This window comes from Qipengyuania atrilutea, assembly GCF_013370205.1.
GTDB classification, from domain to species: Bacteria; Pseudomonadota; Alphaproteobacteria; order Sphingomonadales; family Sphingomonadaceae; genus Actirhodobacter; species Actirhodobacter atriluteus.
On the sequence record NZ_JABWGV010000002.1, the window covers coordinates 116,149 to 136,603 of the forward strand.

Here is a 20,455-nt window from a genome sequence, read left to right on the forward strand (position 1 = left end):
GAGGTCAAAGGGCGGCAGGCTCGGTCTTGTGACTGGTGTGCAATTCGGCCGATCTAGCAAGACGTGAGATTCCGAACAGCACCGCGTAGCACAGCATCGGGATCAGCAGGGCGGTCGCGTAATCGCTCGCATCGGCTAGCGCTCCGACCGCGAGCGGCACGAATGCGCCCCCGATGATGCAGACGCAGAGGAAGCCCGAGGTCGCCGCATCGCTCGCGCTCGACCGTTCCAGCGTCAGCGTGAAGATGACCGGGAACATGATCGAGTTGAACAGACCGATGCACAGCGCGGCGTAACCTGCCGACGGGCCGCCGACGAAGGCGACATAGGCACACAGCAGCGCGGCGACCGCCGTGGCGAAGCCGAACAGGTTGTAGGCCTTGAATTGCGTCAGCAATGCCGAGCCGAGGAACCGCCCGATCATCGCGCCGAGCCAGTAGAGGCTGACGTAATAGCCTGCTTCCTGCAGCGGAATGTTCCAGATGTCGCCGTCATTGAGGAACAGGGCCATTTGCGTGCCGATGGCGACTTCCGCTCCAACGTAGAGGAAAATTGCGAGGCCGCCGATCTTCGCCCAGCGCGACTTGCCGACCGCGCGTACGGTATCGCCGAAGCCCGCCGGATCGCTCATTTCGGGCGAGGCGCGTTCGATGCGCTGGCGCGACAGCCAGATGAACAGTGCAAGCAGGACAAGCAGCGCACCGATCACGAGGAAGCTAGTGTTGACTGCGCTCAATGCATTGCTCGCCGCGGCTGCGTCGATCGCTTCGCCTTCGGGCACTTCGACCCCTTCCAGCAGGAAATGCGCGCCGATCAGCGGGCCAAGCACGGTGCCGAGCGAGTTGAAGGCCTGGCTGAAGGTTAGCCGGAAGTGGCTCTTTTCCGGCACGCCGAGCGCTGCGGCGAGCGGATTCGCGGCGACTTGCAGGATGGTGATGCCGCTTGCCATGACGAACAGGCCGAACAGCACGCCCGCATAGGTCGCAGCCGATCCGGCAGCCATGATCGCAAGGCACGCGCCGACCATAAGGCCGATGGCGAGCACGATCGCCGGAACGGCCCGGATCCGCGAGACGAGGATCGCGGCGGGTATCGATACCAGGCCGTAAGCGATGAAGAAGGCGAAGGCGGTTAGCTGCGCCTCGAAATTGGAAAGGCTGAAAATGCCCTTCACCGCGGCGACCAGCGGATCGATCAGCGAGGTGATGAAACCCCACGCGAAAAACAGGGTCGTGATGGTGGCGAAAGCCCCGGTCGCGGAGGAACCGCCGCCGCCACTCGTGTTCGCCCGATTGTCCGGCACGGCTACCATAACCCAATCTCCCATGTAGAATGCAGCAGGCTCTTTATGGGCCGCCTTGGTACCTCTGCTACCGGCTTCGGTGCGTTTTATGAAGCGTTATACGCCGTTTAGGTGCGCTTATGCCTCCGTGCATACTTATGCGTGAGGGCCTACGAACGGTACAGCGCGTCGAGCCGGTCCTGATAGCGTTCCTTGATCTTGTGACGCCGGATTTTCATGCTGGGCGTCATCTCTTCGTTCTCGATGGAGAATGGCTCGTCCGCGAAGGTGAACTGGCGAATCTTCTCGGTCACGGAAAGCTCCGCGTTGACCCGATCGACCGCTGCACGGATCGCGGTCTTGAATTCGGGTAGCTGCTGGACCTGCCGGCAGTCGAACTTCTTGCCCTGTGCGCGGCACCAGTCGAGCTGCCATTCCGCGTCCGGCACGATCAATCCGACCACGTAAGGTCGCTTGTCGCCGGTCACCATCGCCTGCCCGATTTCCGGCTGCAGGGTGAGCATACCTTCCAGCTTCTGCGGCGCGACATTGTCGCCCTTGTCGTTGACGATCATGTCCTTCTTGCGGTCGGTGATGACGATCCGGCGCTGCGCGTCGAGATGGCCGATATCGCCCGTATGCAGCCACCCGTCCTGAATCGTGCGCCGCGTTTCGGAATCGTTCTGCCAATAGCCATGCATCACGAGCTCGCCGCGGCACAGGATTTCGCCGTCATCTGCGATCTTGACCTCGACGCCCTTCATCGGCGGGCCGACGGTTTCCATCGCAATGCCTGCGCGCGGCCGGTTGCAGCTGATCACCGGACCGGCTTCCGTCTGACCGTAGCCTTGCAGCAAGGTCAGGCCGATGGCGTCGAAGAAGATGCCGACCTCGGGATTAAGCGGCGCGCCGCCCGAAACCATCGCTTTCATCCGGCCGCCGAACTTGTCGCGGATTTTCGGGCGCAGGGCCTTGTCGAGCAGGAAGTCCATCGGTGCGTCGATCAGGCGCTTGCGGCCTTCCGCCTTGCGCTCTCCGATGAGCAGCGCGCGGTCCATCATGTAATTGGCAAGCTTACCCTGCTTCGCCACCTGCTTCATGATCCGCGTACGCAAGACCTCGAACAGGCGCGGCACCACAACCATCAGCGTGGGCCGCACTTCCTCGATATTGGTAGCGAGCTTCTCCAGCCCTTCGGCGTAGAAGATTTCCGCGCCGACGCCGATCGGAAGGAACTGCCCGCCCGAATGTTCGTAAGCGTGCGACAGCGGTAGGAACGACAGGAAGCGCTCGTCCTTGACGCCGAAATCCTCGATGAGGATGCTGGCGGCGCCTGCGACGTTGCACAGGATCGCGCCGTGATGCTGGACTACTCCTCGCGGAGCTCCCCCGGTACCGCTCGTGTAGATGATGCAGGCCGGGTCCGTGCGGCCGATGCCCGCAATCCGTTCGTCGACGGCCTTGCGCGCGGCCGCGGCATTGCCTTCGATCATGGCCGACCAGCCGTGGCATTCCAGGTTGCCCCCCTGATAGCCGCGCACCTCGTCGATCGGGATGATGTGCTCAGCGATGCCGGTACGGAAAATAGCCGGGATCAGCGGCTGCGCCAGCTTGTCGGTCGATACGATTACGGCCTTCGCGCCCGAATTGTCGAGGATGTGGACGTGATCGCGCTCGGTATTCGTGGTGTAGGCGGGCACCGTGATGCAGCCGGCGGCCATGATGCCGATGTCGGCGAGGCACCATTCCGGCCGGTTCTCGCTCACCAGTGCGACGCGGTCGCCCTCCCTGAGGCCGAGCCCGCGCAGGTTCTCCGCAAGCAGGCAGACCCGGCGGGCGGCTTCGCCCCAGGTGATGGTCTTCCAGTATCCATCTATTTTCGCGCCGAGGAAAGGCCGGTCCGCGCGTGCATCCGCGCGTTTCAGAAACAACGAAACGAGATTGTCCGCTGTTTCGATGTCCTCAAGCAGCATTCGCGCGTCCCCCTTGGCCGGATTTCTGTTCTACGGAAATTCCCTTCCGACGTTTAGGCACGCAGTCACGTAGCGGCAAGTGGGGCTAGCGCGCAGGGACTTCGACAAGTCCGTCGAGCCGCGGGTCGCGCGCGGCGATCCAGCGCTCCCCGTTCCAATGGACCGCGCCTGCCTTGAGCGGGGGCGAGGCGGCGACGATATCGCTGTGGCCGAGCGCGCGAAGCGTCTGCTGCTCGCTCTCCAGCCACGTGCCCTCCTCCACGAGCAGGCGGTCGCCGTACGACATAACGAACGCCAGACCGAGCGCTTCTTTCAGCGGCAAGCCGAAGTCGATCACGCCGATGATGGCGCGGGCCGTCTGCACGGGGATCGTCGCGCCCCCCGCCGCGCCGATCGCGAGGAAGGGCCTGCCGTCCGGCGCGTAGACAACCGTGGGCGCCATTGAGCTGCGCGGGCGCTTCCCGCCTTCGACGCGGTTGGCGACCAGCTTTCCGTCCACTTCGGGGGAGCGGCTGAAATCGGTGAGTTCGTTGTTGAGGTAGAAGCCGCCGAAGGTGATGCCGGAGCCGAACGGCCCTTCGACGGTCGAGGTGTAACTAACCATCGTGCCGTCCGCATCGACCACGGCGAAATGCGACGTTCCGCTTTCCGCCAGCTCGTTGCCGTCCGCCTGCGCGCGCGGCGCCCCGGCAGGAACGCCAGCGGAGGCAGAAACGATGGTGTCGTCCGCGGAAATCAACGCGGACCGGCTCGCCAGATAGGCAGGATCGATCAGTCCTTCGACCGGCACGGTCACGTAGTCATCGTCTGCCAGATAAAGCTCGCGGTCGGCGTAGGCGAGCTTCTGCGACTCGGCGAAGAGATGCCACGTGAGGGGATTGCGCAGACCGAGGCCGGCCAGGTCGAACCGTTCGAGCTGTCCGAGGATCTGGATGACCGCGACACCGCCCGACGACGGCGGACCCATGCCGCAGACCCGGTAGCCGCGGTACTCGCCGCACACCGCGCCGCGCTCTTTCGCTTCATAGGACGAGACATCGGCAGCGGTCATGGCGCCGGCTTTCGGCGTTTCGGCTGCAACCGTTGCCGCGAGCTTGTCCGCGTACTGGCCCTTGTAGAAATGACTCGCTCCCAGCGTGCCGACGCGCTCGAGCGTCTCGGCGAGTTCCTCGTTCACGATCCGTACGCCGACAGGCTTGGCCGTTCCCGCCGCATCGTAGAACGTGTCGCGTCCGAATGCGCTGGCCGCGCCGCGTTCGGGATTGTCGGACAGCGACCGGTGGAAGCGCGGGTTGACGACAAAACCTTCGCGGGCAAGCGCAATCGCCGGGTCGAACAGTTCGGACCATGCGAGCTGGCCGCGTTCTTCATGGGCTTTGGCTGCGAGAGCGAGGTTGCCGGGCACGCCGACGCTCAGCCCGCTCAACACGCTTTCGCCGAAAGATGGCAGCGAGCCGTCCTCGTTCAGGAACCAGTCCGGCCCGGCGCCGGCCGGGGCAGTCTCGCGCCCGTCGTAGGTCGTCACATCGCCGTCAGGCTCGGCGAGCACCATGAAGCCGCCGCCGCCGATGCCGCTCGATTGCGGTTCGACTACCGTCAGTGCGAGCATGACCGCGATTGCCGCGTCCACCGCATTGCCGCCTTGCGCGAGGATCGCTTCGCCAGCCGCCTGCGCGCGCGGATCGGCCGCGCTGACCGTGCCGCCTGTCTGCGGGGTAGCGCTTTCGGGCGGAGGGAGCGAACAGGCGGCGAGAAGGCAGGGAAGACCGGCGAGCAGGGGAGCGCGTAACATCATCGTGCGGTTGCTATTCGCTTCCAACCGCTTCTTCAATCGAGGAGAAGCCGTCGCGCTCCATCAGGAGTTCCAAGCCGCTCGTGATCTTTCGCGCCAGACCCGGCCCTTTGTATACCAGCGCGCTGTAAAGCTGCACGAGGCTCGCGCCGGCGCGAATACGCTCCCACGCATCCTCCGCTGTGAAAATGCCGCCAACACCTACGAGCGGGATTTCGCCGCCGGTCGCCTTCTGGAAGTCGCGCAGTCGCTGGGTCGCGAGGTCGCGTAATGGCTTGCCGGACAGACCGCCGGTTTCGGCTGCATGCTTCGATGCAAGGGCCGGACGCGAGACGGTCGTATTGCTGACGATGAGTGCGCCCAGCTTCCGGTCGATCGCGATGCGCGCGATGGCGTCTATGTCCGCTGCCTCGAGATCGGGCGCGACTTTCAGGAAGATCGGCGGCATCGAGCCGCTGCGCTTACGGGCGGCAATGACTTCGTCGAGCAGGTCGGCGAGCTGGTTTTCGTCCTGCAGCGCGCGCAGTCCTGGCGTGTTGGGACTCGATATGTTGACCGCGAGGTAGCTTGCGAAAGGCGCCATCATCTCAGCCATCACGGCGTAATCGACGACGCGGTCGGACGAATTCTTGTTCGCGCCAATATTCACCCCGACGATCCCGGCCTTTCTTTTCCGCGCGGCCAGCCGGTCGCGCGCGGCAAGCGCGCCGCCGTTGTTGAAGCCCATGCGGTTGATGACGGCACCATCTTCGGTCAGGCGGAAAAGGCGCGGCTTGGGATTGCCTGCTTGCGGGAGGGGGGTGATCGAGCCGGCTTCTGCAAAACCGAAGCCAAGGCCGAGCACTGCGTCCGGGACCTCTGCATCCTTGTCGAAGCCTGCCGCCAGGCCGACCGGGTTGGGAAACTGGAGGCCCGCCACATCGGTCGCCAGCTTGCCGGATGGTTGCGGCTTTCCTGTCGGAGCGGTCTGGAGCGCGCGAATCGTCATTCGGTGCGCGAGCTCGGGTTTCAGCAAAAATAAAAACGGTCGCGCGGCAGAGAAGATCATGGCGGGCGCTATGGCTCTCCGAAAGCACCGAGTCGACCGAAATCCTCGTGTTCCCGCTCCCGGTTTAGTTGTTTCGTTTCAGGACGAAAGCGCAAAACAGCGGTTAACGCTGTCGCTTTCGTACAATCCTTTTCGAAAAAGGAGGGCTAGGGACGAACTGCGACCCGAAGGGCTCGAGGCTTTCCGCCGAGAGTTCTTGACTTCCGATAGGCGGCTCCATTCATTTGGAGTCGCCTATTTTTCATGATACGGCGCGCACCTTCAGGCGTTCAGGGGGTGCGAAGGCTGATGTCAGGGGGCGAAGGTGTAGCTGCGGCGCGGGTTCGGTCCGACAAGGAACTTACGCCCGCTGCGCTGTTCTCGCTCGATTACCTTCCCGTTCCAACCGCGCTGTCGCCTTACGTGACGACCGCCTATCACATGACCTGCGACGAAGCGGTCATCAGGGACATCCAGCCTGCCGCCGTCGGCCATTTCCTGATCATGCCCCGCGGCAAGGGCCTGATGCGCTTCGCGGACGGCAAAGTCGACGTTTCCCACGAGACCAATCTTCTGACCCCGCTGTCGCGTGCCGCGCCGTTCGAGGTAGAGGGCCCGTTCCACGCAATCGGCGTGGCGATGACCCCGCACGGCTGGGCCGCACTGACGGGCCTCGATGCCTCCGAGTGGGGCGACCGGCTGCTCCCGGTCGCGGAGCATCTTTCGGCTGAGGCGGATGCCTTGGGAAAGCGGTTGTGCAGCGAGTATCGCGACGGGGCGAAAAGCGGGGCCGAATGCGTCGATGAAATCGCCGCCTACATCGCGGACCATCTCCACCCGCTACCTCCGCGGCATATTGAATTGGTCGAGAAGACCAATCGCTGGCTCGGAACCGCCATTTCTCCCGAAGTCGACGATCTCTTCATCGAAGTCGCCTATTCGAAACGTCAGGTTCAGCGACTGGTCGAGCGTTACTTCGGTCTTCCACCGCGCGCGCTGGCGCGCAAGTACCGAGCGCTGCGTGCCGCCGCGCTGTTGTCGCTGCCGAAACTTTCGGACGAGGTCGATGCGCAGCTCAGCGATGCGTTCTACGACCAGCCGCACATGATCCGGGAAATTCAGCATTTCGTCGGCCGCACGCCGGCTAAGCTGACCAAGCCCGACAGGCCGTACCTAAGCGAGCTTATCGAACGGAAGAACTTCCGCGAAATCGGAAATCCCGACATGTGACCCGGCGTGCCCGCCCCGAGAGGGGGGTAGCTTTCGGGGGCGCGAACGGGCAGTCTTGCGGCAAAAGTCAAAGTTTCGGAGATGCCCGCATATGAAAACCGCCAAGCTCAGCGCCGCTTTCGGCCTCGCCACTACCGCTCTCGCCGGATGCGCTACCACCGATGCCGGAATGAACGAGCAGCGCCCTGCGGCCGCGGCGACCGAGCAGACTTCGGTAGACCAGTCGTCCGCGCTTGCCGCTCTGTTCGAAGAATACGACCAGGCCTCGCTCGAACTGTCGCCGATTTCCAAGTCCTATCGCGGCATTCGCGACGAGGATTACGGCCGGTGGGGCGACTTCACCGACGCTGCCGAGGTGCGCAGCGAGCGGCTTCTTCAAGACACGGCGACCCGGATGCAGCAGCAATTCGATCTTGCCGAATTGTCGCCGGAAGATGCGCTGTCCTACCGGCTGTTTCTGGCGGTGGCGGAGCGGAGCGCAGCCAACTTCGAGTTCCGCCAGAACGACTACGTCTTCGACCAGATGAACGGCGCGCAAAGCCAGCTTCCCGCCTTCCTCATCAACATTCACCGCGTCGACAACGCCGATCAGGCGGGCGATTACGTGAGCCGGATCGAGGGACTGGGACCGGTGCTCGACACGCTGATCGCGCAGTCGCGCGAGCGGGCGGCGGCGGGCGTGATGCCGCCCGACTGGGTCTATCCCTATGTTATCTCCGACATCCAGAACCTGCTCGATGCCGGTGTCGGTAACGCGGTGCTCGAAGATTTCCGCGGCAAGGTGGAAGCGCTCGACCTGAGTGCGTCGGACAGTGCGGCCTTGGTGGCGCAGGCCGAAATGGCTTGGGAGCAATCGGCGCGCCCCGCCTACCAGCGCCTGCTTGCCGAAATGCAGCGGCAGCAAAGGATCGCCCCGACCGAGGACGGCATCTGGCGTTTCGAGAACGGCGCGGAATATTATGCGGCGCTGCTAAAGAACTACACGACGACCGATCTCTCGCCCGACGAAATTCATAACATCGGCCTGCGCGAAGTGGACCGCATCCACGCCGAGATGCGCGCGATCATGGAGCAGGTCGGGTTCGAAGGCGATCTGCAGGACTTCTTCGAATACACGCGGACCGCGGACCGCTTCTACTACGACACGCGCGAGGGCTATCTCTCCGATGCCGAAGCAGTACTCGACGCGATGCGCGCCAAGCTGCCGGAGTACTTCTCCACGCTGCCGCAGGCTCCGATGGTCATCAAGCCGGTCGAGGAGTTCCGCGAGCAGAGTGCGGGCAAGGCGTTCTACAGCAGCCCAGCGCCCGACGGATCGCGGCCCGGTACCTATTACGTCAATCTCTACAATCTGAAGGACATGTCGAAGAACGAGCTCGAAGCGCTCGCCTACCACGAGGGCGTTCCCGGGCATCACCTTCAGCGCACGATCCAGACCGAGCTCGGCGACGTGCCGCCGTTCCGCCGGTTCGGCGGCGTGACTGCCTATACGGAAGGCTGGGGCCTCTATTCGGAGGAGCTCGGCAAGGACATGGGCTTCTACCAGGATCCCTATTCGGACTTTGGGCGCCTCGGCATGGAGCTATGGCGCGCGGCGCGCCTCGTCGTCGATACCGGCATCCACCACAAGCGCTGGAGCCGCGAGCGGGCGATCGATTATCTTAAGCAGAACACGCCCAATCCCGACGGCGACATTCGCAAGGCGATCGAGCGCTACGTCGTCTATCCGGGTCAGGCGACTGCCTACATGATCGGGAAGCTCAAGATCATGGAACTGCGCGACAAGGCGGAGCGCGAGCTCGGCGGGATGTACGACATCCGCGAATTTCACGATGTCGTGCTGAAAAGCGGACCGGTTCCGCTCTCGATCCTCGAAGAGAACGTCGATGCCTACATCGCGCGGGAGCAGCGTATCGCCGGGAGCTGACGCGAACGGCGGCAAACCGCTGTAATCGCTAACGACTCGCAACAAGGGGTTAAGCGTTGAAAGGTCTGTGCGCCGCTCTTAGGTGAAATCGGAACGATATCGTCCGAATTGACCGAAACCGAGCAGTTATGCGCCTTTCCAACCTAGCCGACTATGCCGTCGTCACGATGTGCGCCGCCGCGCGTCATTGCGGCGGCGGGCGCATTTCGGCGAGCGAGGTTGCCGCGGAAACGCAGCTGCCCGCGCCGACGGTGCAGAAGGTCGTCAGCAAACTCACGGCTGCCGGCCTGCTCCGCTCGACTCGCGGTGCGGCGGGCGGCCTGCAACTGGCGCGCCCGGCAGCGGCCATCACGCTCGCCGACATCGTGGAAGCGGTGGAAGGCCCGATCGCGCTGACCGCCTGCGTGGACGATACGAAGACCGATTGCGGCTACGAGCATGCCTGTACGGTCAAGCCGCACTGGCCGCTGGTGAACGACGCGCTTCGCGGCGCGCTCGCCGAAATAACCCTTACCCGTCTCGCGCAGGCGCCGACGCAGGTGCCTGCCGCAACCTTGGAAACAGCATGACCGATCAGATCGACACCAGGCCCGAAATGGACCGCGATGCCAAGGAAGCGGCCGCTCGCGCAGCTGAATATGAACATGGCTGGTCGTCCGATATCGAGCAGGACTTCGCGCCCAAGGGCCTCAACGAAGACACCGTTCGCTTCATTTCCGCCAAGAAGAAAGAGCCGGAATGGATGCTCGAGTGGCGCCTGAAGGCGTTCCGCCTGTGGCAGGACATGGACGAGCCGAACTGGGCAAAGATCGGCTATCCGCCGATCGATTATCAGAATGCGTATTACTACGCCGAGCCGAAGGCCAAGCCGAAGCTGGAATCGCTCGACGAGCTCGATCCGGAGATCAAGCGAGTCTACGACAAGCTCGGCATTCCGATTGCGGAGCAGGAAGTGCTCGCCGGAGTGGAAGGCGCACGCAAAGTCGCCGTCGACGCCGTGTTCGACAGCGTTTCGGTAGCGACGACCTTCCGCAAGGAACTCGAAAGCGCCGGCGTCATCTTCCGCAGCATTTCGGAAGCCATCCGCGAATATCCGGACCTCGTGAAGAAGTGGCTCGGCAAGGTCGTGCCGCAGCGCGACAATTATTTCGCGACGCTCAACAGCGCGGTCTTTTCGGACGGCACTTTCGTCTACATTCCCGAAGGCGTCCGATGCCCGATGGAGCTCAGCACCTATTTTCGCATCAATGCGGAGAACACCGGTCAGTTCGAACGCACGCTGATCGTTGCCGAAAAGGGCAGCTACGTAAGCTATCTCGAGGGTTGCACCGCGCCGATGCGCGACGAGAACCAGCTTCACGCCGCCGTAGTCGAACTGGTCGCGATGGACGATGCGGAGATCAAGTACTCTACCGTGCAGAACTGGTATCCCGGCGATGCGAACGGCAAGGGCGGAATCTACAACTTCGTCACCAAGCGTGGTTTGTGCCAGGGCGCACGCAGCAAGATCAGCTGGACGCAGGTCGAAACCGGCAGCGCGGTGACGTGGAAATATCCCTCCTGCGTCCTCAACGGCGTCGACAGCGTGGGCGAGTTCTACTCGGTCGCGGTCACGAACAACCATCAGCAGGCCGACACCGGCACCAAGATGATCCACAACGCGCCGGGAACGCGCTCGACGATCATTTCCAAGGGCATCAGCGCCGGCAAGTCCGACAACACCTATCGCGGGCTCGTTCGCGTCGGTCCGAATGCCGACAACGTCCGCAATTTCACCCAGTGCGACAGCCTGCTGCTCGGCAGCGAATGCGGCGCGCATACCGTGCCTTACATCGAGGTTAAAAACCCGACCGCCACGATCGAGCACGAGGCGACGACGTCCAAGATTTCGGACGACCAGCTGTTCTACGCGATGCAGCGCGGGTTGGACGAGGAAGAGGCAGTGGCCCTGATCGTCAACGGCTTCGCCAAGGACGTGCTGAAGGAACTGCCGATGGAATTCGCGGTCGAAGCGCAGAAACTGCTGGCAATTTCGCTCGAAGGGAGCGTTGGGTGAACGACCGCAAGACCCTCTCCCTCGGCTCGTCCGCCAGCGAGAAGGCGGACAAGACTTCCGCCTGGAACGTGTCCGAAGCGCGCAAGGACAAGCTGCACGACCGTGCGCGTTACAATCGCCGCCATCCGAGCGAGGCGGAAGAGCGGCTCTGGTCGATTCTAAAGGACAAGGGCATCGGCAATTTCGCCTTTACCCGGCAGGTCGTCATGGGTTCGTCGATCGTCGATTTCGCCTGCAAGTCGCGCTGGCTGGTGGTCGAAATCACCGGGCCGAGCGAGGCCGAACGCAAGATCGCCGAACTCAGCGACCGCAAGCTGACCGAAGTCGGCGTGCGCGTCGTCCGCTTCACCGAGGAAGAAGTCATGGGCGATCTCGAACCGATCAAGCAGGCGATCTTTGCCGAGCTTCAGAAACCGTTCGAGAAGCCGCGCCGCGAACGCGCCGCTCCGCAGCAGCGCAGCGCCACCACCCGCGAATTTCACCGCCAAGGCAGCATCCGCTGACCTTAGCGAAGACAGATACGAGACAGACCATGCTGAAAATCGAAAATCTTCATACAACGGTCGGCGAGACCGAGATCCTGAAAGGGCTCGACCTCGAAGTGAACGCGGGGGAGATCCACGCGATCATGGGGCCGAACGGCGCGGGCAAATCCACCTTGTCCTACGCCTTGGGCGGCCGGCCCGGATACAAGGTCACGGAAGGCTCGGTCAGCTTCATGGGGCAGGACCTGCTCGACCTGGAGCCGCACGAACGTGCGGCCGCGGGCCTGTTCCTGGGTTTCCAGTACCCGGTCGAAGTGCCCGGCGTTTCCAACGTCCAGTTCCTCCGCGAAGCGGCCAATGCCCAGCGCAAGGCGCGCGGCGAGGAACCGCTGACCGGCGGCGAGTTCCTGAAGCTGGCGAAAGAGCAGGCGGGTCTTTTGAAGCTCGACATGGACATGCTGAAGCGGCAGGTGAATGTCGGCTTTTCCGGCGGCGAGAAGAAGCGCGCCGAGATGGTGCAGATGGGTATTCTCGCGCCCAAGCTGGCGGTGCTAGACGAGACCGACAGCGGGCTCGACATTGATGCGCTTCGCGTCGTGGGCGACGGCATCAACACGATCATGCGCAAGCCGGACAAGGCGGTGCTGCTCATCACGCACTATCAGCGCCTGCTGGAAGTGGTGAAGCCCGACTTCGTGCATATCCTGTCGCAGGGACGCATCGTGAAGACCGGCGGCGCGGACCTTGCCCTGCAGCTCGAAAGCGAAGGCTACGACGCGGTGATGGTGGCATGAGCGACGCCGCAACCTTTCCGACAAACCGCGACGAAGACTGGCGCTATAGCGACGTGAAGGCGCTGAAAGCGCTAGATCTCGGCACGTTCGAGGACTGGCGCGATATCGATGTCGCACCGGGCGACACGAGCCGTGAATGCTTCGTCATCACCGATGCGGGCGAGGATGCGAATGTCGATTCCGACGGCACGCACCTGACCCGGCTGCGCGTTAAGGTGGGCGACGGCGGACGGTGCGAGCTTTTCGGCGTGATCGCCGGCGGCAAGTTCTCCCGTGTGGAGATCGTCGTGCAGCTTGGCGAAGGCGCGCATTTCGAGCTTGGCGGTGTAACGCTCGGCGGGCGCGATACGACGCGCGAGTTCGTAACCCGCACGGCGCACGAAAAGCCTCGCGCCACCAGCAACCAGACCATTCGCGCGGTGCATTGGGGGCAGGGAACGGGTAATTTCCTCGGCCGGATCGATGTCGTGCGCGATGCGCAGAAGACCGATGCCGCACAGAGCTTCAAGGGACTGCTCTTGGAACGTGGCGCGAGCGCGAACGCCGTGCCCCAGCTCGAAATCTATGCCGACGACGTGAAATGCGAGCACGGCGCTACGGTCGGACAGATGGACGAGATGGCCCGATACTACATGGCAGCGCGCGGCATACCTCCCGAACTGTCGCGCAAGCTGCTGGTCCGCGCCTTCATCGGTGATAGCTTCGTAAACCTCGATGACGAGGCGGAGCGCGACCGGCTGATGGACGCCGCATTGTTCAAGCTGGAACAGCATCTGTGAGCGATGCCGCCACCCTTTCCCGCCCGGATGTACGCACCGACTTTCCCGGTCTGCTGACTGAGGACGGCGAGCGCTGGCACTATCTAGACACGGCTGCGACCGCGCAGAAGCCGCAAGCGGTAATCGACGCGATGGCGAATGCGCTCGGCAAGGATTACGCCACCGTCCACCGCGGCGTCTATTCGCGCAGCGCGCAGATGACGCTGGGCTACGAGGCTGCTCGCAGGCGGGTTGCCGATTTCATCGGCGCGAAGGAGCAGGAAGTCGTCTTCGTGCGCGGCGCGACCGAGGGGATCAACCTCGTTGCCTATAGCTGGGGCATGGCGAACCTTCGCGAAGGCGACCGCATCATGCTCTCGCAGCTGGAGCATCATTCGAACATCGTGCCGTGGCAGATCGTCGCGGAAAAGACCGGTGCAAAGATCGACGTTTGCCCTCTGACCGACGACGGTTTGATCGACCTCGACGCGCTCGAGGACGTGCTGACGGAGCGGCACAAGATCGTCGCGCTGGCGCATGTGTCCAACGTGCTCGGCTCCATTCTCGGCGCGAAGCGCGCGGCGAAGCTGGCTCATTCGGTCGGTGCGAAGCTGCTGCTCGACGGCTGCCAGACGGCGCCGCGGATGCGCCTCGACATGAACGAGCTCGATTGCGACTTCTACGTTTTCTCCGGCCACAAGCTCTACGGCCCTACCGGCATCGGCGTGCTGTGGGCGCGCGAGGAATTATTGGGTGCGATGCCGCCCTGGCACGGGGGCGGGGCGATGATCGAGAAGGTCGAATTCGAGCGTTCCACCTATGCGCCGCCGCCGCAGCGTTTCGAAGCGGGAACGCCGATGATTACGGAGGCCATCGCGCTCCATGCGGCGATCGATTACGTCGATGCGCTTGATATGGAGAGCCTGTTCGCGCACGAAAGCGGGCTTGCCGCTAAGCTTCGTGACGAACTCCGCGAAATCAATTCGGTCCGCCTGTTCGGGCCGGAGAAATCGGCCGGTATCGTCTCGTTTGCGATGGAGGGGGTTCACCCGCACGATCTCGGCACCATATTGGATGAAGAGAATGTCGCGATCCGCGCCGGACATCACTGCGCGCAGCCGCTGATGCAGCACCTCGGGGTTCCAGCGACCGCCCGGGCAAGCTTCGGGCTTTACAGCGACGAAAGCGACATCGCGGCGCTGGTGCGCGGCATCGAGCGCACGCAGAAAATTTTCGCATAAGGACTTACTATGAGCGAAGATCAGGAAAAGGACTTCATTGCGGCTCCCGCGCCGAACGAGCAGGTCGTGGACGCGCCTGCGAAACCGCCGCGCGCCCGCGTGTCCGATGCTGTCGAACCCGCAGCCGAGACTGCGGGCGAAAAGCTGGAGCGTAAGCGCGATTATCTCGACGGGTTTCTGAAGCAGAAGCCGCAGGACGTACCCGCCGGCGAACCGGGGGGCGAGCTCCACGACGCGGTGATTGCGGCGCTCAAGGAGATCTACGACCCGGAAATCCCGGTAAACATCTACGATCTCGGCCTGATCTACGGTGTCGACGTCGACGACGAGGCGGACGTGACCGTCACGATGACGCTGACCACACCGCATTGTCCGGTGGCTGAAACCATGCCGGGCGAAGTCGAATTGCGCGCGGCCAGCGTGCCGGGCGTGCGCGACGCTGAAGTGAACCTCGTCTGGGATCCGCCTTGGGGTCCGGACAAGATGACCGACGAGGCCCGCCTCGAACTGGGAATGCTATGACCGAAACGAAGACCCGCCAACGCCCCGCCGCCGTGAACCTGACCGAAGGCGCGGAAAAGCGCATCGCCGACCTGATGGCGAAGGCACCCGACGACGCGATCGGCGTGAAGCTGTCGACGCCGCGCCGCGGCTGCTCGGGCCTTGCCTATTCGGTCGATTACGTAAGCGAAGAGGACAAGTTCGACGAGAAGATCGAGACACCCGGCGGCACCTTCTTCATCGACGGCGCCTCGGTCCTCTATCTCGTCGGGAGCACGATGGACTGGCGCGAAGACGACTTCACCGCGGGCTTCGTGTTCGACAACCCGAACGCCAAGGGCGCTTGTGGCTGCGGCGAAAGTTTCATGGTCTAGCGCCTGAGCGCAGCGACGCAGCTGGCGCGGTCGACTTCCGCGCCGTCGCTGCCCCGGCGTGCCTGGACATGCGTCGCGACCGGTTCCGCGCCGGGCCTTAGCGGATACAGGTAGACGTCGAGAACGCAGGGTTCGCCCGTGAACTGCAGCTTGACCGCGTCGCCTTCCGGCGTCGTCAGACGTGCACGCCCGAACAGGCGCTGCAGTTCGCCAGCATCGCGTCCGATGACCGGCTCCAGGCCGCGAATGCGCTGGACGGTCGGCGGAATGAAGCCGTTCGACGGCGGCGCGGGATCGGTCCGCGGGACTTGCACGGGCGGTGCGGGCCGCGGGGCCGGGGCGGCGGGCCTACCGCTCGAGGAAGGTGCGACGCAGGCCGGCAAAGTCAGCACTGCGGCGAGTGCGGCGAAACGGTAGGCGAATTTCATTACGGATTGGCTCCTGTGGCCATGTGCCGGTGCACGAGATGCGCGGCGGCCGCCGCTCCGATAATCGGCGCGAGCAGATTGAGGAAGGGCGTGGCCAGCATCATGGTGACCACGGCACCCAATGCGAAACGGGTCGCGGCGCTGAGCGGGCGCGTACCGTGCTCGAACAAAGGATGCCGCTGCCAGACCATGTCCTGAAGCTCGCGGCCGAGCAGCACTGCATTGACCAGACCGAAGACGACCGCCGGCCCGATCGCGGTGAAGAGCAGCGCGAGCGCGACCGGAGCTGCGAGCAGATTGGCGACGAGCGCGCGCAAGGCGCTGCGGAGGGTCAGCTTGACTTCGCGCCCCAGCGGAAGCGAGCGCATGTCGCCCGCGATATGCGCGTAATGCCGCGCCTCCACAGCCTGCACCACGTCGTCGGCGAAGAACTGCATGACTGCGAGCGCGACAATGCGGAACAAGAGCCAGCCCCCCGCGAAAGCGATCACCAGGGTCAGCAGCACGGTCCATTCCGTGGCCGCGAACCATCCGAAATATGCGAACAGCGCGGTGAGGCCGTAGTAAAGCGCCACGCCCAGCACGGCGAAGATGGCAAGCGTCCACAGCAGCGACTTCACCAGTACTGCCAGAATGCGGCGGTCGCCAAGTTGCGCGAAGGCAAGGGCAAGGGCTTGGGGTAGGCGCGACATGGCCCGCCAGCGATGCGGGGCGCGCGGGGAGAGGTCAATACTGCGCTTGGCCAGCCGAACGCAAAAAGCTAACGCCCCGGCAAAGCAAGCCTATCAATCAGCCAAGGACCAATACCGCTCATGCCCGAACCGACTTACGACGTCATCGCCATCGGAAACGCCATCGTCGACGTTATGGCCCCATGCGAGGACGCGCTGATCGCAAAGCTTGGCCTCAATCGCGGCGGCATGACGCTGGTCGATACGGAGCGGGCGAAGGAGCTCTACGACGCGATGGGTCCGGCCAAGGAAATCTCCGGCGGCTCGGCGGCGAATACGCTGGCGGGAATGGCCTCGCTCGGCGCGCGCTGCGCATTTATCGGGCAGGTTGCGGACGACCAGCTCGGCGAAGTCTTCGCGCACGACATTCGCGCCGCCGGAATCGATTTCGAAACCGAAGCGCGCGAGAGCGATCCGCCGACCGCGCGCTGCCTTATCTTCGTCACCCCGGACGGCGAGCGGACGATGAACACCTTTCTCGGCGCGTCGCAGTTCCTGCCGACCGATGCGCTGAGCGAAGATGCGATCCGGGATGCCAAGGTGCTCTATCTCGAGGGCTATCTGTGGGATCCCGAAGAGCCGCGAGGCGCGATGCGGCGAGCAATCTCGGTCGCACGCGACGCGGGGCGGAAGGTCGCCTTCACCGCTTCGGAAAGCTTCGTGATCGACCGGCACGGAGACGATTTCCGCGCGCTGATCGACGAGGCCCAGATCGACATCCTGTTCGTGAACGAGGGCGAACTGGCGACGCTGACGGGTAAGAGCGACTTCGAAAGCGGACTGGATGCACTGAAGGATAAGGTCCCGGTCCTAGTCGCAACCCGCGGTCCGAACGGCGCGGTGGCGCTCGCTGGCGGGGAACGTGCGGAAGTCGCGGCGCAGCCGGTCGACGAGGTGGTCGATACGACCGGCGCGGGCGACCTGTTCGCGGCCGGGTTCCTCACCGGGCATGTGCGCGGCGAAAGCTTGGAGCGCAGCCTCGAAATGGGCGCGATCTGCGCGGCCGAAGTGATCTCGCACTACGGCGCGCGGCCCGAGGCGAAGCTGTCGGAACTCGTCGCCCCAAAGTAGTCAGCTCTCGGCTTTCTCCCGCGCGACTTCGCGCCAACCGATGTCGCGGCGGCAGAAGCCGCTCGAAAAGTCGATCTTGTCGACCGCTTCGTAAGCGCGAGCCTGCGCCTCGGTCACGCTGTCTCCGCGCGCAGTGACGGCGAGGACCCGGCCGCCGCTGGCCTGCAGGTTCCCGTTATCGGCGAGCCTAGTTCCGGCGTGAAAGACCTTTACGTGGCCGGGCACGCCTTCCGTATCCACGATGCCGGCGATCGTGCCCCCCTTTTCCGGCGTTCCGGGATAACCCCGGGCCGCCATGACCACGGTCATCACCGTGTCCGGCGACAACTGCGGCTCGGCGAGATCGCCCAACGTCCCATTCGCGCAGGCGAGCAGCAGTTCGCCCAGATCGCCTTCCAGCCGCGGCATGATGACCTGGCATTCCGGATCTCCGAAGCGGGCGTTGTATTCGATCAGCTTCGGTCCTTCGTCGGTCAGCATCAGCCCCGCGAACAGGACGCCCGAATAAGGCATGCCGTCGGCCCGCATCGCCTCGACCGTGGGGCGCACGATCCGCTCCATCACGTCGCGCTCCAACGCCTCGCTCAGCACCGGCGCGGGAGAATATGCGCCCATTCCGCCGGTGTTCGGCCCGGTATCGCCTTCGCCTACCCGCTTGTGATCCTGCGCGCTGGCGAGCGGCACGATCGCCTCCCCGTCGGTCAGCGCGAAGAAGCTCGCTTCCTCCCCGCGCATGAATTCCTCGATGACGACTTCCGCACCTGCCGCGCCGAACTTGCCGCCGTACATGTCGGCAAGCACTTCCTGCGCTTCCTCGCGCGTTTCGGCGATGACGACGCCTTTGCCTGCCGCCAGCCCGTCGGCCTTCAGTACGAAGGGAGCGTCGTAAAGCTTGAGCGCGCCCCACGCCTCTTCGAGAGAGGCGGTATGCGTATAGCGTGCGGTCGGAATGCCGGCACGCTCGCACAAAGCCTTGGTGAAGCTCTTGCTGCCCTCGAGCTGCGCCGCCTTGGCGGACGGCCCGAATACCGGGACGCCGGCGGCGCGCAGGCTGTCGGCAAGCCCGTCCACCAGCGGCGCTTCGGGTCCGATGACGACGAGGCCGATTTCATGCTTCTCGCAGAACGCCGTGACCGCGCCGTGGTCGCCCGCGTCGAGGTCAACGCAGGCGGCGTGCTGCGCGATGCCGGGGTTGCCGGGAGCGGCGAACAGCGTATCCCCTGCGCGTTCCAGCAAGCGGGATTGCGCCAGCTTCCATGCCAGCGCATGTTCGCGCCCACCCGATCCGAGTAGCAGGATATTCATGCCGCCAAATTCTCCGCCCGACGATTATGACAATGCCGGTTTGGTAGCGCGCGAGGGACCGCACGACAACGCGCAAGCCTATTCGGTGAGCGAAATATCGGCCGTATTGAAGCGCACGGTCGAGGACCGGTTCGGCCACGTCCGGCTGCGCGGCGAATTGTCGGGCGTGAAGCGGGCGGCGTCCGGACACCTCTACTGCGCGCTTAAGGACGACAAGGCGGTGATCGACGGGGTGATGTGGCGCGGCAGCACGGCGCGGCTTCCCTTTCGGCCCGAAGACGGACTGGAAGTTGTCGCGACCGGAAAGCTGACGACCTATCCGGGGCGCTCCAAATACCAGATCGTCATCGATACGATGGAACTGGCAGGCGAGGGCGCTCTGCTCGCCTTGCTCGAGAAGACCAAGGCGCGGCTTGAAGCGGAGGGGCTGTTCGCCGCATCGAGGAAGCGGCCGCTGCCCTTCATTCCGCGGCGGATCGGCGTCGTAACTTCGCCTACGGGGGCGGTCATCCGCGACATCCTGCACCGACTGGCCGACCGCTTTCCGAGCGACGTGCTCGTCTGGCCGGTGATGGTGCAGGGAAAGGGCGCGGCGGAGCAGGTCGCGGCGGCGGTGCGGGGGTTTGCCGAACTGCCCGAACACGGCGATCTCGCCCGGCCCGACCTGCTGATCGTGGCGCGCGGCGGCGGCTCGATCGAGGATCTTTGGAGCTTCAACGAAGAGATCGTGGTGCGGGCGGTAGCCGAATCGCCGATCCCGACGATCTGCGCGGTCGGCCACGAAACGGACACGACGCTGGCGGATTTCGCCGCAGACCGGCGCGCACCGACGCCCACGGCAGCGGCCGAAATGGCGGTTCCCGTACTGGCGGACCTCGCGGGCTTCATCGGCGATCTCGCGCATCGGCAGCGGCGCTGCGCGATGCGGCCGGTTACCCTGGGGCGGGAGCGGCTCGCGGCGCGGGCGGAGCGGCTGCCCGACCTCAAGACGCTGCTCCAACCGCAGGCGCAAAAGCTCGACGATCTTGCCGAGCGGCTCAGGCGCGGACTGAAGGACCGCGCGGCCCATGCGCGCGAGCGCCTCCAATCGGACAGCGCGCGTCTGTCGGTTCCGCTCTTGCGTCAGCGTTTCCTCGCAAAGCGCGACCGGCTGGCTGCGGCGCGGCTCGCCCCTGCGCTGCTCACCAAGCGAGCGCTGGAGGATGCGCGCAATCTCGATGCGCAGACCCGTATCTTTCGCTCGCTCGATCCCAAGGCTCCGCTCAAGCGGGGCTTTGTGCTGGTCCGCGGACAGGAGGGCGCGCTTCTTACCGACCAGCGCTCGGCCATGCGCGCCGCGCGGCTGCGGATCGAGTTCAAGGACGGCGAGGTCGAGGCCGTGCCCGCTGGCGGAGCGACCCCGAAACCCCTACGCCCCCGGAAAGCGCCCCTTAAATCGGACAAGCCGGGCCAACAGGATTTGTTCGGTTGAAGATGCTTT

19 protein-coding genes are annotated in these 20,455 nt (G+C 64.3%); 12 read left to right on the top strand and 7 right to left on the bottom strand.

What is annotated here, in order from left to right:
- Positions 1–4 precede the first annotated feature (4 nt).
- The 4 genes from HUV48_RS05615 to HUV48_RS05630 all read right to left on the bottom strand — a co-directional run bounded on the left by HUV48_RS05615 (position 5) and on the right by HUV48_RS05630 (position 6,095).
- On the bottom strand, positions 5–1,312 hold the full coding sequence (locus HUV48_RS05615) for a sugar MFS transporter (protein ID WP_176267304.1): 1,308 nt from the start codon (positions 1,310–1,312) through the stop codon (positions 5–7).
- A 140-nt stretch (positions 1,313–1,452) separates the two neighbouring features.
- On the bottom strand, positions 1,453–3,255 hold the full coding sequence (locus HUV48_RS05620) for an AMP-dependent synthetase/ligase (RefSeq protein ID WP_176266822.1): 1,803 nt from the start codon (positions 3,253–3,255) through the stop codon (positions 1,453–1,455).
- A gap of 85 nt (positions 3,256–3,340) precedes the next feature.
- Entirely contained in the window at positions 3,341–5,050 is a 1,710-nt protein-coding gene (ggt, locus tag HUV48_RS05625; protein ID WP_318656056.1) for a gamma-glutamyltransferase, read from the bottom strand.
- A gap of 10 nt (positions 5,051–5,060) precedes the next feature.
- Positions 5,061–6,095, bottom strand: a complete 1,035-nt coding sequence (locus tag HUV48_RS05630; protein ID WP_176266823.1) for a quinone-dependent dihydroorotate dehydrogenase — start codon at positions 6,093–6,095, stop codon at positions 5,061–5,063.
- A 288-nt stretch (positions 6,096–6,383) separates the two neighbouring features.
- Between HUV48_RS05630 and HUV48_RS05635 the strand changes: the two genes are divergently transcribed.
- The 10 genes from HUV48_RS05635 to HUV48_RS05680 all read left to right on the top strand — a co-directional run bounded on the left by HUV48_RS05635 (position 6,384) and on the right by HUV48_RS05680 (position 15,440).
- Positions 6,384–7,304, top strand: coding sequence for a helix-turn-helix domain-containing protein (locus HUV48_RS05635; RefSeq protein WP_176266824.1), 921 nt, complete (start codon positions 6,384–6,386; stop codon positions 7,302–7,304).
- 91 nt (positions 7,305–7,395) lie between these two features.
- The gene (locus HUV48_RS05640; protein WP_176266825.1) at positions 7,396–9,231 is read left to right on the top strand and encodes a DUF885 domain-containing protein; all 1,836 of its coding nucleotides are present in this window, start codon (positions 7,396–7,398) and stop codon (positions 9,229–9,231) included.
- A gap of 128 nt (positions 9,232–9,359) precedes the next feature.
- Positions 9,360–9,800, top strand: coding sequence for an SUF system Fe-S cluster assembly regulator (locus HUV48_RS05645; RefSeq protein ID WP_176266826.1), 441 nt, complete (start codon positions 9,360–9,362; stop codon positions 9,798–9,800).
- Entirely contained in the window at positions 9,797–11,287 is a 1,491-nt protein-coding gene (gene sufB, locus HUV48_RS05650) for a Fe-S cluster assembly protein SufB (protein ID WP_217906704.1), read from the top strand. The genes HUV48_RS05645 and sufB overlap by 4 nt, the downstream gene beginning before the upstream one ends.
- The gene (locus HUV48_RS05655) at positions 11,284–11,790 is read left to right on the top strand and encodes an endonuclease domain-containing protein (protein ID WP_176266827.1); all 507 of its coding nucleotides are present in this window, start codon (positions 11,284–11,286) and stop codon (positions 11,788–11,790) included. The genes sufB and HUV48_RS05655 overlap by 4 nt, the downstream gene beginning before the upstream one ends.
- Positions 11,791–11,819: 29 nt before the next feature.
- The gene (gene sufC / locus HUV48_RS05660) at positions 11,820–12,566 is read left to right on the top strand and encodes a Fe-S cluster assembly ATPase SufC (protein ID WP_176266828.1); all 747 of its coding nucleotides are present in this window, start codon (positions 11,820–11,822) and stop codon (positions 12,564–12,566) included.
- Positions 12,563–13,345, top strand: a complete 783-nt coding sequence (locus tag HUV48_RS05665; protein WP_176266829.1) for a SufD family Fe-S cluster assembly protein — start codon at positions 12,563–12,565, stop codon at positions 13,343–13,345. Before sufC ends, HUV48_RS05665 begins: the two co-directional genes overlap by 4 nt.
- A complete protein-coding gene (locus HUV48_RS05670; protein WP_176266830.1) occupies positions 13,342–14,565 on the top strand; it encodes a cysteine desulfurase in 1,224 nt (407 codons plus the stop codon). The genes HUV48_RS05665 and HUV48_RS05670 overlap by 4 nt, the downstream gene beginning before the upstream one ends.
- 9 nt (positions 14,566–14,574) lie before the next feature.
- Positions 14,575–15,087 (top strand): SUF system Fe-S cluster assembly protein, encoded by a 513-nt coding sequence (locus HUV48_RS05675; RefSeq protein WP_176266831.1) that lies wholly within the window; start codon positions 14,575–14,577, stop codon positions 15,085–15,087.
- On the top strand, positions 15,084–15,440 hold the full coding sequence (locus HUV48_RS05680) for a HesB/IscA family protein (RefSeq protein ID WP_176266832.1): 357 nt from the start codon (positions 15,084–15,086) through the stop codon (positions 15,438–15,440). Before HUV48_RS05675 ends, HUV48_RS05680 begins: the two co-directional genes overlap by 4 nt.
- Here the strand turns inward: HUV48_RS05680 and HUV48_RS05685 are convergent.
- Complete coding sequence (locus tag HUV48_RS05685; RefSeq protein WP_176266833.1) at positions 15,437–15,868, bottom strand: hypothetical protein; 432 nt, start codon at positions 15,866–15,868, stop codon at positions 15,437–15,439. The two genes, HUV48_RS05680 and HUV48_RS05685, sit on opposite strands and share 4 nt — an antisense overlap.
- A complete protein-coding gene (locus HUV48_RS05690; RefSeq protein WP_176266834.1) occupies positions 15,868–16,560 on the bottom strand; it encodes an EI24 domain-containing protein in 693 nt (230 codons plus the stop codon). The genes HUV48_RS05685 and HUV48_RS05690 overlap by 1 nt, the downstream gene beginning before the upstream one ends.
- A gap of 120 nt (positions 16,561–16,680) precedes the next feature.
- Between HUV48_RS05690 and HUV48_RS05695 the strand changes: the two genes are divergently transcribed.
- Positions 16,681–17,670 (top strand): adenosine kinase, encoded by a 990-nt coding sequence (locus HUV48_RS05695; RefSeq protein WP_176266835.1) that lies wholly within the window; start codon positions 16,681–16,683, stop codon positions 17,668–17,670.
- Here HUV48_RS05695 and purD read toward each other — a convergent pair whose 3' ends face one another.
- Positions 17,671–18,975 carry a phosphoribosylamine--glycine ligase gene (gene purD, locus HUV48_RS05700; protein WP_176266836.1) on the bottom strand — a complete coding sequence of 435 codons (1,305 nt, stop codon included), beginning with the start codon at positions 18,973–18,975 and terminating at the stop codon, positions 17,671–17,673. It abuts the gene before it with no gap.
- Here purD and xseA point away from each other — a divergent pair.
- On the top strand, positions 18,974–20,446 hold the full coding sequence (gene xseA / locus HUV48_RS05705) for an exodeoxyribonuclease VII large subunit (RefSeq protein WP_176266837.1): 1,473 nt from the start codon (positions 18,974–18,976) through the stop codon (positions 20,444–20,446). The two genes, purD and xseA, sit on opposite strands and share 2 nt — an antisense overlap.
- Positions 20,447–20,455 lie beyond the last annotated feature (9 nt).

Bases quoted from the DNA above. Each gene is read 5' to 3' on its own strand.
- HUV48_RS05615 (WP_176267304.1), bottom strand. From the start codon at position 1,312: ATGGTAGCCGTGCCGGACAATCGGGCGAACACGAGTGGCGGCGGCGGT.
- HUV48_RS05620 (WP_176266822.1), bottom strand. From the start codon at position 3,255: ATGCTGCTTGAGGACATCGAAACAGCGGACAATCTCGTTTCGTTGTTT.
- ggt (WP_318656056.1), bottom strand. From the start codon at position 5,050: ATGATGTTACGCGCTCCCCTGCTCGCCGGTCTTCCCTGCCTTCTCGCC.
- HUV48_RS05630 (WP_176266823.1), bottom strand. From the start codon at position 6,095: ATGATCTTCTCTGCCGCGCGACCGTTTTTATTTTTGCTGAAACCCGAG.
- HUV48_RS05635 (WP_176266824.1), top strand. From the start codon at position 6,384: ATGTCAGGGGGCGAAGGTGTAGCTGCGGCGCGGGTTCGGTCCGACAAG.
- HUV48_RS05640 (WP_176266825.1), top strand. From the start codon at position 7,396: ATGAAAACCGCCAAGCTCAGCGCCGCTTTCGGCCTCGCCACTACCGCT.
- HUV48_RS05645 (WP_176266826.1), top strand. From the start codon at position 9,360: ATGCGCCTTTCCAACCTAGCCGACTATGCCGTCGTCACGATGTGCGCC.
- sufB (WP_217906704.1), top strand. From the start codon at position 9,797: ATGACCGATCAGATCGACACCAGGCCCGAAATGGACCGCGATGCCAAG.
- sufC (WP_176266828.1), top strand. From the start codon at position 11,820: ATGCTGAAAATCGAAAATCTTCATACAACGGTCGGCGAGACCGAGATC.
- HUV48_RS05665 (WP_176266829.1), top strand. From the start codon at position 12,563: ATGAGCGACGCCGCAACCTTTCCGACAAACCGCGACGAAGACTGGCGC.
- HUV48_RS05675 (WP_176266831.1), top strand. From the start codon at position 14,575: ATGAGCGAAGATCAGGAAAAGGACTTCATTGCGGCTCCCGCGCCGAAC.
- HUV48_RS05680 (WP_176266832.1), top strand. From the start codon at position 15,084: ATGACCGAAACGAAGACCCGCCAACGCCCCGCCGCCGTGAACCTGACC.
- HUV48_RS05685 (WP_176266833.1), bottom strand. From the start codon at position 15,868: ATGAAATTCGCCTACCGTTTCGCCGCACTCGCCGCAGTGCTGACTTTG.
- HUV48_RS05690 (WP_176266834.1), bottom strand. From the start codon at position 16,560: ATGTCGCGCCTACCCCAAGCCCTTGCCCTTGCCTTCGCGCAACTTGGC.
- HUV48_RS05695 (WP_176266835.1), top strand. From the start codon at position 16,681: ATGCCCGAACCGACTTACGACGTCATCGCCATCGGAAACGCCATCGTC.
- xseA (WP_176266837.1), top strand. From the start codon at position 18,974: ATGCCGCCAAATTCTCCGCCCGACGATTATGACAATGCCGGTTTGGTA.
- purD (WP_176266836.1), bottom strand. From the start codon at position 18,975: ATGAATATCCTGCTACTCGGATCGGGTGGGCGCGAACATGCGCTGGCA.